This is a genomic window from SAR324 cluster bacterium (assembly GCA_015232315.1).
In the GTDB taxonomy this organism is placed as follows: Bacteria; SAR324; SAR324; order SAR324; family NAC60-12; genus JADFZZ01.
This window is the reverse complement of sequence record JADFZZ010000004.1, coordinates 257,506-270,127: the sequence shown is the minus strand read 5'-3', so window position 1 is coordinate 270,127 and position 12,622 is coordinate 257,506. Positions and strand designations below refer to the sequence as shown.

At 40.9% G+C, this 12,622-nt stretch carries 8 protein-coding genes; 2 read left to right on the top strand and 6 right to left on the bottom strand.

The window, feature by feature from the left end; all coding sequences use genetic code 11:
- Positions 1-146: 146 nt before the first annotated feature.
- Positions 147-506 (top strand): hypothetical protein, encoded by a 360-nt coding sequence (locus HQM11_05505; protein ID MBF0350465.1) that lies wholly within the window; start codon positions 147-149, stop codon positions 504-506.
- 587 nt (positions 507-1,093) lie between these two features.
- Positions 1,094-2,485 (top strand): hypothetical protein, encoded by a 1,392-nt coding sequence (locus tag HQM11_05500; protein MBF0350464.1) that lies wholly within the window; start codon positions 1,094-1,096, stop codon positions 2,483-2,485.
- 78 nt (positions 2,486-2,563) lie between these two features.
- Here the strand turns inward: HQM11_05500 and HQM11_05495 are convergent, their stop codons facing one another.
- The 6 genes from HQM11_05495 to HQM11_05470 all read right to left on the bottom strand — a co-directional run bounded on the left by HQM11_05495 (position 2,564) and on the right by HQM11_05470 (position 12,468).
- The gene (locus HQM11_05495; protein MBF0350463.1) at positions 2,564-3,736 is read right to left on the bottom strand and encodes a hypothetical protein; all 1,173 of its coding nucleotides are present in this window, start codon (positions 3,734-3,736) and stop codon (positions 2,564-2,566) included.
- A 93-nt stretch (positions 3,737-3,829) separates the two neighbouring features.
- On the bottom strand, positions 3,830-6,076 hold the full coding sequence (locus HQM11_05490; protein ID MBF0350462.1) for a diguanylate cyclase: 2,247 nt from the start codon (positions 6,074-6,076) through the stop codon (positions 3,830-3,832).
- Between the two features lie 37 nt (positions 6,077-6,113).
- Positions 6,114-8,027 (bottom strand): sensor domain-containing diguanylate cyclase, encoded by a 1,914-nt coding sequence (locus HQM11_05485; protein MBF0350461.1) that lies wholly within the window; start codon positions 8,025-8,027, stop codon positions 6,114-6,116.
- A 161-nt stretch (positions 8,028-8,188) separates the two neighbouring features.
- Positions 8,189-9,115 (bottom strand): cyclic nucleotide-binding domain-containing protein, encoded by a 927-nt coding sequence (locus HQM11_05480; protein MBF0350460.1) that lies wholly within the window; start codon positions 9,113-9,115, stop codon positions 8,189-8,191.
- A gap of 457 nt (positions 9,116-9,572) precedes the next feature.
- The gene (locus HQM11_05475) at positions 9,573-9,740 is read right to left on the bottom strand and encodes a hypothetical protein (protein MBF0350459.1); all 168 of its coding nucleotides are present in this window, start codon (positions 9,738-9,740) and stop codon (positions 9,573-9,575) included.
- A gap of 103 nt (positions 9,741-9,843) precedes the next feature.
- Positions 9,844-12,468: a cyclic nucleotide-binding domain-containing protein gene (locus HQM11_05470; GenBank protein ID MBF0350458.1), complete on the bottom strand. Its 2,625-nt coding sequence runs from the start codon at positions 12,466-12,468 to the stop codon at positions 9,844-9,846.
- Positions 12,469-12,622 lie beyond the last annotated feature (154 nt).

Below are 12,622 nucleotides of genomic sequence, written 5' to 3'. Positions count from 1 at the left end.
GTGGTGTAGTACGGATTATGAGAAATCAGGCTGTTTTGTGAACGGCACACATGCTTTGTCTCCGGTGACAAAGCTCAGTGTGATGATTGTGAAGAAGCCCTGTTCCCGATAACCAATGAAATCATTAGCAAAAAATCAAAGGAAAAATGGAAGAATCTTACAAGATCAACTGCTGGCAACACTTTCAATGTGGCAGAGAAAGAGGCGGAAAAAAGGTTGATGAACTTGGAGAATGTCCCGCATCAACCATTTATCTTGGGCATGGCATAAATGACGGAAAAAATGGTGGGAGGATCTGCTGGTCAGTTGTTGGCACCCTTTGTGGCGGCAAAGTAAGAGGAAGCTACGCCCAAAAAATCGATAACTGCCAAAAGTGTGATTTTTTTAAAAAGGTTTCCAGAGAGCAATCTAATTTCGAGAAAGGGGAGCAAATCTGGGACATAAATTATTATCCAAAAACAGCCCCTAAATACAGAAAAGGAGACGAGGAACCCTCCGATGACTAGACTAATTTCCAATTCAATAAACCAACCCAAGTTAGAACGGTCAGCCCGCTGTCATCCAGAACAACGTGAGGGATCTTTACGAACTAAAGTTTTCAGATTGATACCGACCGCTGGTGCTCATTCAAGTACCAGAGGCATGCCACCGGTAGTGGTTAAACCATCCTAAATCCCCCCATAATGCTCGAATATGACCTTGTGGAATATAAATCCCGCCGAAAAATCAGCATTTTCAATTTTATATAGCCGAATTCACGGCACGCCATGAATCCCTTGAAAAATTGAGATTTCCGACATCACCTGAACTCAAAACTCAGACCTTATTCCATAAAAACCAGACGATTTTTCGGCTATCATCGTTAACATCTGAAGCGGATATTGATTGTAACCAATTGAAATTCATTGAATTTCAAAATGGCGCTTCTATTGCAGTATTTAATTTCGTCAAGTTTGTTGTGACGCAGTACGGATTGTAAAAGAACATGCTATTTTGTAACCAGCACACATGATCTATTCATGGACATAGATCAGTGTGATGAGAGCGAATGAGCCATGTTTTTTACAAACCATAACCTTTTTAACAGGATTTTATGAAATCAAATTTTTATTCAGGTCTTGCCGCCCTCCTATTGGGATTTGGCCTGATCTCTTGTGCTCCTTTCGAAGATGGAAACATCTCCGAAAGAGATAATCCCAATGAAATCATCAGCGAAAAAAGTATTGAACAGAATACCAATTCCACTGAAAATCAGTCACGTTATTCAGGAACTTTTCAGGGACGCCTGCTGACCACCATCGATGTGATTCTGGTGCCGGGCATGGATCAATCCGTGTTTTTTGATGGAAGCATGCCCCAATGGGGCGAACTGAATTATAAACGTTATTGGTATGGACAGACAGGTTCCTATCTGGATACCGATCGAGATTATCAATCCTTTGCGGATATCAAAACACTTTTAGGTGGAAATCCAAGAGTTCAGAGTACCACGTCCAGTGGTGGTAAAAAAATTGTTTCCATTGTGTGGAGTTCCGCGGACCGTCTGAGGAATGGTGTTCTCAAATCCATGATTGACCAGTTGAGAGCGCAGGATGTCTGTGTGAGTCGTCCCTGTATCGCGGTTTCTCACTCTACAGGCGGACTGGTGATGGATTATCTTCTTGCAGAGTCTAAAAAATCATACGGGACACCCACGGACTTTTCAGAAATCTATTATAACACAATCCTCAATGTGAATCTGGCTTCTGCCACAGGTGGTTCCGAGTTGGCAAGTCTGGCCAAGGATTTTGCTTTTGGTGCCTGTGCCGCATTACCTGGTGAGGTGATGAACTGGTTATTTAAAGGGGTTGAATGTGGTGCCCGTGGAGGATCTCTTGGAATCCTGAATGATCTGGTCCCTAATGTGGCCCGTTCGCTCAATCAAGCCAGTTTAACATATACGCCGACATTAATGGTTGCAGGGACAGGTGCTAACAGTCTGTCTGAAAAACTATCCGCGCAATTCCTGCCTGGAACCAATGATTCTGTGGTTCCTCTGCATTCATCATGTGGAGACGTGACCATTGAGGGGATTGAAAGCTGCTCTTCCAAAATTGTTCTGAAGCTTTCCGCGAATCTGACAAAAGGCGGTCGCTACAATTATAAACGCGATTGTCTTGAGCGAAATTGGCTGGGAACCTGTAAAACCTATAGCAGTTACTATTATGATGATGTCGCTACGGGTCCTACGGGTGTTTATGCCTACCATTATCCATGGATCATGTCTGAAGGTACCCATTTTAATCTGGTTCATTCCGAGAATGCTTCAGCAAAGGAAGTCCTGCTTTATTATGGTCATAGCAATGATAACTACACCACGGCTCAACGATATTCTTTAACTATTGATGACACCGCATGGTCTGATTGGGTGGGGAATGATTTCAGAGAAATTTCAGATGATCAGTTAACTGTTCTGGAACTGGTCAAGAAACATCTGTCTTTCTAAAGTTACCTGAGACTAGACTTCCGGTTCCCCTTCAATTAGTGGGAACCGGTTTTATACAAACAGTGACAGTCTTTCCGATTATTGAGATAGAGTCTGTAACATCTGAGCCTTCTTCAGCATGATCGGATCGCCCTCAAACGGCTCCTCCGTATATTGATAAAATTCTATTTTTGGAATCAAAATTTTTTCCATTCTGGGAGAACCCTCTTTATTATCCTCCTCCATGGTATTTCTCAATTTTTGCAATCCTGTCACCTGCAAATAATAAGGTCCTTCGGTTCCTGATGCCTTGAGTGCGCTGATATGCGCCTTGAACTCAACATCGCCTCCAGCGGTATTAACTTCATGTTTACCAGTCAAGTGGAGAAGCGGTTGGCCATCTTCGGCATATAAAACACCTGAAAGATGATAAAACCCTGCTTCTTTGGGATGTACCTGAACAGGAATCACCAGATGGGAACCTTCCACCTGAATTTTTTTTATTCCGGGAGAAAGGGTGGCCACTGGATTGACATACTCAAACATTTCTATCAGGGGATAAGGTTTTTCTCCGTCTATGTTCACAAGAACCGAAAGAATGAGTTCGTTGGGCCAGTTTAAATATTCGGCTTCAGTGGGAGTGAATCTACCATGATAAATTTTTCGTTCATCAGGCACTTCTTCTGCCAATTCAACAGGAATCTCTTTAAGTTCCTGTTGCTGGTTCGTCATGATTTTTACAGAAACTGTTACCGCCGGGATTGGATAACCTTTGGAGTATATGTCAATCACAGGTGTCACAGAATCACCCTGAATCAATTTATAGGAACTTAATTTTACCTGTACTCTATAATGGGAACCGATTTGGCGACTGGCGGACTGAAACCGGTTCGGTTCCATTAAGTCCAGTTGGTCTGACGAGATGGGTTGAGAATAGGAAGGGAATCTTGCCATCTGGCTATAATTTTCACTGATTTTTTTCAAGGTGTCTTTTGCTTCAGAATCGGGCTGATCCGAATTGAGTTCCTTTATTGCCTGAACCACAAAATCATTTTTTTGAGGAGTTGCCCTGTCAGGTTCTCTCTGTGTATCCTCTTCCTCCAAGAGCGGAGTGTATTCTTTGTTGGGAGAGACTGTTTCCTGTGTTTTCCGAATCGTTGTTTTGACTGAATTCAATTCCATGCTGTTTTCAACGGGTGTGTCCAACAAATAGAAAATTCCCGCTACCACTAAAAACAAAACTCCAAAACCAGCACCTATCAACAATTTCATGTATCTCTTCATGGTTCATTCTTATGCAACAGGTCGTAGGAATTATGATGTGGGTTTTAGAAAGGGACGTGAGCGAATTGCTGTCTGAAGATTCTAAGTTTCTGAGTCTTTTTTGTCTGAAACAGAAACTTCCTCGACAGGCGAATCAACCACGATGAGGGCCGTTGATTCCTGGGTTAAAGCCTCGTTCTCAGAATCGTCCGTGATTTCCTTGTGTGTCAGATGTTCATTGGACGGCTCACTTAAAGGTGCGGTGTCTTTTAAGGACATTTGTGAAAAGCAGATAACCTTGTCCATAAATTCACTCGCACGATTAAAAGCTTTGTTCGCCTGATTTTTGACTTGCCAGAAATCAGGATTATCCGCGGGGAACATGCTCAATCCAAGGCTGATGGTGACAGGAGAAACTTCCTCCAGAGGGATATTTCCCTTGTAACCTTTGATTCTAACCCGGATACGTTCGGCGATTTGATACAACTGCTCTTCATCTTTGATATTGAATAGAACCAGAAAGAATTCCTTGTCACCGATTCGAATCGGCAGATCGGACTGCTTAATATTAGCCTTCAGAATTTTGGAATATTCAAAGAGGAGGGCATCCCTGTCATATTTCCCACAAACTCTTAGAATTAAATTCAAATTATCAATCTCCCCGACAATAATCCCGAGATTGATATTTCTTTTGGCAACCCCTGCCATGATTGTATCAAAATGTTCCTGCAAAAACGCCATGTTATACAGATCGGTGATCTGGTCTCGGAGTCCGTGTTCAATATCCTTGTCAAGATGCTGTCTGGAATCCATGGCTGGAATAGCCTCACGAATAAACTGGCTGATCTTGTTGATTTTGTCTTCCAACACCGATTTTGCTTTTTTGTCTGAGGCATCAAAGAGAAACTGAATCACAGTTCTGATGTTACCGCTCATATTCAGGGGAACACAAACCGCTTCTTTTCCACGGTCAGCACAGAATTGCGTACAGATTCCTGGAAAATCCACGGAGTTCATCCTCCGTCCTGTTCGTTTGGCCCAGCATAAAGACGACTGATTCAAAATTTCCTTCTTGCAATACAATGGTTCATCCGGAAACCTGAATGGATATACCGGTATCAGAAACTTGGTAGTGTCATAGATGGTGAAGTCCTCGATTTCCATCTTTTTGAAAATTTTTCCCAAACGAAAATAGATATCGAGAAGAGTTTCATCTTCTTCAATAGTTCTCTTAAAAAAGGAGAGAGACTGGATATTGTGGATGATTTCATTAAACCAGAACACCATATGCCCGATTTCATCATTACTCTCGATATCAATTCGTTTGGTCAGGATGGCTTCACCTTTGGCGATCTCCTTCATTTTCCCAACCACGCTTCCAATCATTTTTAAAATGGGTCGGGTGATAAGCCATAACACAAATCCCGCACAGGCAATGGCTATCAACCCAACCAACGCAAGAGTCTTACGAATTTGATAATAACCTTGTAATTTTTTATCCAGGTTTTGCAGAACAACAATACTTCCCAGACGTTCTCCAGAGTTATTTGCCAATAGAGACACCGCATACAAATGATTTTCACCATCAAAGTACACTTTCTTTGTGGATGAAACATTGTCCAGATCAATATCGTTGATAGAAATGAGGTGAGAAAGTTCCTGTTTTGTTCGAATCTGCTCATCAATCACCCATGCCGTGGTAGCACTGTCAAAAAGATCAGGCTTGATGGTGGAGGACGCGATAATGGAAGACGGTGCCAAAATAAAGGCAACTTTGGTTTTCAGAAGTTTGGAGAGAGAAATTGCAAAACTGTTATTAATTTTTTTGCCGGATAGAATAATGGCAGTCGTTTCGCCACTATTAAGGTGAATATGCTGTGAAGCCATGAGATAAAGTTCATCATGAATGATCCACAGATCCCATATATCATCATCACCCTGAAGCACTTGATGGATCAAATGAACTTTGGATAAATCCTCGCCGAAGGATTCCGGTTCGATGGTGTTTGCCAACACCCTTCCTGAGGTATCAAGCAACATCAGCAAATCAGACTCCACCACCTCCAGCATTTCTTCAAGAGAATAAAGAATGGTGGCATGGTCCATCCCCTGAGTTGAGGCCACAATTTTAATTCTGGGGGAGGTCGCGACAATTCTCAGGATATTGATCAGTTTTTCAAACTCTCTCGTCTGTAATTCCTGAATCAATTCATGCGTGGTTCGAAACTGTTCCGTAATCTGGTTTAATACGGATTCCTGGGCATAGTGAACCGCGATATAAATGAGACCACTGATGATAATGGAAATAACCAGGGTTATACTGAGTAGCAGTTTGATTCTGAGGTTCATTGTCGTGTCATCTCCGGACAGAATTAATCAAGACTGCTCAAAACTCTTGCCCTTTCCACATGCTTTGATCGAATCGTATCACCCTGTTCCGCCCACTTTCCTTGGCAAAATACAGGGAAATATCAGCATATTTGATGGCTTGCCAGAATCCATCCGTATCTTTAGGAAACTCACTCAAACCGATACTTCCAGTTTTTTTCAGAACACCGTCATGTACCTTGACTTCCATTTTTTCAATGTTTGACCGGATTTTTTCAGCGATTTTTAGAGATTCACCATCTTCAACATCCATCAAAATGATCAGAAATTCCTCTCCGCCAAACCGGATGACAATATCTGAAGTGCGCACACTTGATTTAAGGACAACTGCCAGCGTGGACAAAACCTGATCCCCTACATCGTGCCCATAGGTATCATTCACCTGTTTGAAATAATCCAGATCGACCATCAGCAATCCCAGTGTTTTCTTGCGTCTCAGTACACCTGAAACGATGGAATCTCCTGATTCCTGAAGAAGCCTCCGATTGTACAATCCCGTCAAGGTATCCTTGATCGCCGAATCTTTCAGGGTATTCATCAACCGCTTGGCCTCAATCACATGAATGGATTCAGTGATGTAATTTTTGGCTCTGAAAATTTTCCGATCCACTTCCGAACGATTATATTCCTGATTTTGAGGGAGTAAAAACTGGATGACGCCACCAGTGCTGCTTCCAATAATCATAGGAACGCAGATATGTTCCATTTTGACTTCCATTCTGAATTGTTTACAGATCTGGGGATAATCAAAGGATGAAATGACATTACTGGTGCGTTTGGCTCTGCATAAATCACAGTTGCTCAAAATATCTTCATTACAATTAATTTCCACTTTTCCGGTAAACTCCTGACCGACAGGGATTAATTTACTATCAAGGACTTCATATATGATATAATCAGGTAAACCCAGTTCTTCAAAGGATTTCCCAAGTCGGGAGTAGACATCTGTCAGGCTTTCATCAGCTTCAATCACTTTCTTGAAACTGTTCATTCCGTGTATTGAAGTGATGAGTCCATTCAGTTCATGGGCCAGCATACCAATTTCATCTTTAAGATAAATATCCAGTTGCTGACTTCGACTGAGATCAACGACCCCCTCATTCAACAATTTGATCTGATCTACGATGGCATTGAGTGGATTTACGATGGCTCGGGAAGTGGAAGAAATTAAAAATATGAGCAGCATGGTGGTGACTGTCAACGCAACCCCCAGCACAAATAACGCCAGAAATGTGAATTCGTTAATTTTCTCACCGTTCATACCATAAATTGTTGAATGTTCAGCCGAATACTGGTTGGAAAGGGAGATGGCTTTTGTCAACTGTTCCGATAATTCCCGACTTAAACGTTTCAGCGGTTCTATCAGACCGGGGTTATGAGTTTCTATCGCGTCTGTTTTAAGAGAAACAAGTTGTTGATAATTGTCTTCAATACTACTAAACAGGTGAGAGAAATCCTGTATAAACTGCTGGTCTTTCTGATCAGTTGACACCACTTTAATAAACAGTGTTTCAACCAACTCTCCGGTGTCACGGGTATAATCATTCAGAAACCCGCCATTCCTCAACGTCATCACATAAGTATTGATATCACTCAATCGAATATCAGCCAGACTGATGGCTTTGTTGGCAATCTCCAGTTCATCAGTTCCAATCAATTCAATGACATTGATGTTAACCGCCTGAAGTTTTCGAATGATTTTCTGTGCGACCATTTCATGAGGAATGGTGTCAACAATCACTTCGTCGACCAACCCTTTGACATGTACCAGGGAGAAAATACTGATCACGGAAATGACAATAAACCAGAAGATGATAGCAAAGAAAAAAGATATGAAGCGTTGTTTGATGGGCTGATTTATAAACGTTACAAAATTAATAAATCGGGTTAACCAGGAAATTTTAACGGGCATGAGATCTCCATTTTCAATGTCAGAAACGCTTGAATCAAGAATATTAAACATTGCCGGAATCGTATGCACAATGAGTGCAAAAACAGGCAGAAATGACAAAGTTTAATAATAGCGATGTCTCTCATGTATGAATGGAGATAAAGTCATTAACTCCGGTTTATTCAAAAATAGGAGGGAACAAACCCTGTAGTGTGGGCACCCCATGTATCACTAAATGGTGGAGGGGTTGGTTGAGATCTGTAATTTTGAAAGACCTTATTTTTTTCTTCACATGCGACATCTGTCATATAACGCAGTTTTTTCGTCAAATTCAAGATTATGAGCTGATAAAATTGATCTCGAAGTTTTTCAGGAAACAATTGAAACGCGTAATTAGGCATCATGAATACAATCGAATTGGTATGAGCAACAATCCGTGTTGATGAATGTTCTGAAGACAACAGATTCGTTTCACCCAGAAAATCCCCTTTTTTAAGGGTACTCACTTCAGTGGAATTCCCCTCTTTGTCCGTTCTGTAAATCCCGGCTTCACCTTTCAGGATTACACCAAATTTGTTCACTTTGCCTGATTCATGAATCAAGGTGCTGCCCGCCTGAAACTCCTTGATAAATCCTGTTTCAAGAATCTGGTATAGATCACATAACTTGAAGTGGCTGAAAAAATCGATTTTCCTGATTTTATTGATATATTCCGGTGAAAAATGTTCACCAAGACGAAGGACATTTTCAAATTTCTGAAAAAAAGTGGAAGAATCAAAGGGTTTGATCAGCACATGACGAATGTAATTGCGACGGTACATCTGCAACTTGAACAAAGAAACTTCCTCCGTCATCAAAATCATGGGAATATTTCGCAGATGTGGGCGATGAACCCAGGCTTTGATCAGAGCGTTGCCACCAAGATTGAATTCATCAACAATGGATAAATCATAAATTGAATGCTGATTCAGGAGATCAATACCTTTTTGCGGGGTTTCGGCATGATGGACATTACACACGTTCAATTTTGTCAACGTGTCCTGAACCATGCTGCGTGAATCCTTATTGTTAGTAACCAGCAAAACTTTTAAGGGCAATGGACTCTGCATAACCTCTCCTGTCGTATGGAGTTGAATCATAAACTTCTTTCCATACCCTTCTGCAATGAGGATGCCACCTTGCAATACCGCAGACCTGTCGTTTATTTTTGAACTTGTAAAACGTGAATTCAGTAAGAAAAGGCTACGATAAATTCTTCACTACGAACTCACGTTACCTTAAAAACCAAATAATTATGACCAGATGGGTTGACGAAAAATCGGCTGAATGCCCATTTTTCGTAGCAACACTATTCTGTCTAACGGACAACAAAATAATAAGTTGTAAAAGTTAGCTCGTGCCCTACGTCCCGTTTAGAAAGTCCCTAAGGAACATTCGACCCCTTTTCGTTTTGATAAACGGGAACAAGCTTTGGAAGAGCCAATTGTGGAAGGAATGCGTGACAAAAGGGTGTCCGGTTCTCTAACCGGACATAAATTGTATATGTGGGATTCCGGAGATCCGGATCTAGCAGGCAAGATGTGTGTTCATCCAGAATTTACGAAAACTCGGCGCATAGAGTTCAATCCATCGCAGAACCGCTTTTTCTCTGTCTTCAAAGTGAAAGAATGCCAGATAGCGATTAATTTCAGAAACTTGATCCAATAAAAACTGTTGTTGAATATTTTGTGGCATGAGACCTCCTGATAATAAAAAGAATCTCCTCATGCTTATAACTCTTCAAAAGTCATACCATAATTCATGTGGTATCAAGTCTCATGTATTTTGAAAAACGAATTCAGGAAACCATGTGTCTGGTCAAGTTCCTATCCAATAAAATACTAAAGTTATTGATGTTTTCATTAATGAAAGCATGACGGATATCCTCAATGGAGGAAAAGTTTTTTTGTGAATGTCCCTTATTGATCGCCTGGGTGTATGATTTTAGTTCTTCCAATGTTTTAACATTATGAGTTTCTAAAATAGAACTCAGCAGTTTGAACAGCATAATTTTTGTTTTAATCTCATGGTCTTTTTGTACCCTCAGGATGGAGGTAAGATCAATGGTGATTTTGTCATGAACCATTTCAATAACTTCAGGAACGGACCCCACATAGGTTTCTAATACGGAATGGAATTCTCCTGTAATAATATCCCATACTGGCGCAGGTCCGGACGGAGACTCCGCATGAGTTTTTATTTGAGACAATTCATTGACAATATCACTCAACACGACTCGCCAATGAGTATATGCCTTGTTGTTTTGGAGTTCCGGTGACAGTGACGGATTTGCTTTTTGAATCTGTCTGAGGATGCTTTTGTAAATAGTTTTTGATAATTGGTTGGAATACCATGAAATTCCGGAATTCATGGAAATTCCCAGGGTATTGAGTAAATAGCCTTCTATGCGTTTCTTTTCATCGGGAGTCAACATCGTCGATGTGGATTCAAAAATACGAATTTGTTTTTCCATTTTTTCATGATGTTGAATTTCTGTCAGATTTTCATAAATGCTGTTTCTGTTTTGTGCCAGATAGGCGATTGAGTCTATCTGAAGAGTCAGCATCCATTGCATCAACGGCACACACTGACTATTGAACTGATCCGTGGATGGCAACAATTCCTGTTCCCAGGGGAATGCTGTAACAGGAATCACAAGTGACAGATATGCCTTTCCTCTATTTGTCATATCCTCTGATTCGGGCATTTTTAAGGATATCGTACTTTCATTGGCTGCAAGCCGTCCCCAGACCGGCCCACCCAGCACGGTTCCTGTAGGGATGTTATTCAATTGGAAATCACCGCTATCCAGACACATTCCTTCAGACAAGGGAATCCAGTAATATCGGGTCAATTCGCTAAAGGGGACATATTCATTTGTCTCACCTTTGCAGAGAAAAATATTATCCGCATAGAATGAAGTCGGGATATTGGGTCGCACCATGTGCAGAATATCCAGAATCTGATAAAAGCATTTCAGCACTTTTTCCCGCCCCTGTTTGAGAGCGAGGGAATGCATCAAGGAATTCAACGTTGGTGCGGTGCCTGAGCTTACCCGAATCTTAAAATTGTGATCTGCTGTTCTCATAAACCGTTTTTCAACCCCCGTGAATGCGTTCAAGAGGACTTCTATATCTTTTTGAAGTTGGATTTTCGCATAGTTTTCCCTGTCTCTTGTACTGGCTGAAATGGAAAACTGTTTTTTTACAGAACTCAGAAATTGTCTCATTTCAACCAGAGAATGATTGAACATATTTTCACATTCAGCCGCGACAATTGCCAGATGACGTGAAATGCAGGCTTTGGTTCTGAATGGATGTTTCGTCTGAAAAGAAGTTTCAAAATATTTCAGATATTCTTCAATATCAAATTCATGGGTGTGTTCTCCTTTTCTAAAAAAATGATCCATTTGATATTGTTCTTCAGAAAATGTGTTGTTCGCAAATTTGGATTCAACTTGTTGCAGAATTTTGAGTATGTCCTTGTGGTAATTTTCAGGATTGAACAATTCAAAATCGTTCAAATGAACGGGCCATTCCGACATGGGTAACTGCTGGATTACATGATGACTGATCTGTGTCATCCATGTTTTCCAGACACCATTCTTTCTTGTGATAAAGTTAGCCGTGGATTCTTTATCTGTTTGAGTGATTTTTTTTTCAAGAACCAACCACAGGATATCTCTCAGGGTGTCTTTGTTGAATGGGATTCTTTCAGGCCATGTGATTTTCAATTCTTTGTTGACGTAGCGAAAAATGGAGTTCCAAAGATCTTTATTCCAGTTAAGTTCCTTTTTTTGATCCAGACAGTTGGCAATAACCAAACTGTTTGAAAGGGACAGATTGATATTGACTTCATCCCAAAGTTTTTTCTGAATAGCACTATGTTCAAACAATCGTTGCTGGATTTCAATAAAAAGTTTTTTGAAAAATACAAACTCACGCAAGTAATCACTGTCAGCGGCATCTTTGGATTTTACATCTTTCAGATATTTCCCCATCGGTATTTTAATGAGTAAGGCTTGTTCCTCAATGACCTCAATGGTTGCCTGCCTGGTTGAATCTCGCATAACAAGAGCCTTTTCTCCCAGAAACACAGGCCCTTCCATCTGAACCACCCGTTGATCATCCACGATCACATCCACTTTTCCCTGACATAACAGAAACAAGTCTTTCCCCGAATCTCCCTGATGTAGAATGGTGTAACCGGGAGTGAAAAAACCAACTTCCAGATGTTTGATCATGTCGGAGTCGAGATTTTCCAGACAGGTTCGGGACAACGGAAATGAATAGAGTAATGTCACCACAGATGATTCCAATTCACTGTCAAGAGTCGACAGGGTGAAGAAATGATTTTTCCGGTTTTGCATCAGTGGCATGGATAACGAATTCATATCTTTTTCCAAAACTGATTCAGCATACATGGTGACTCCCTATTAGTGAGATCATTTCAGACATTATTTATTACCTCAATCCGGGTAATAAAAATTTTGTCATGTTAAACCCTCCTCAAAGACGTTGAGTCTTTTCTGCAACACCTATACCTAACTGGTGTTTGTGTAATGCGCAAAAAGGATT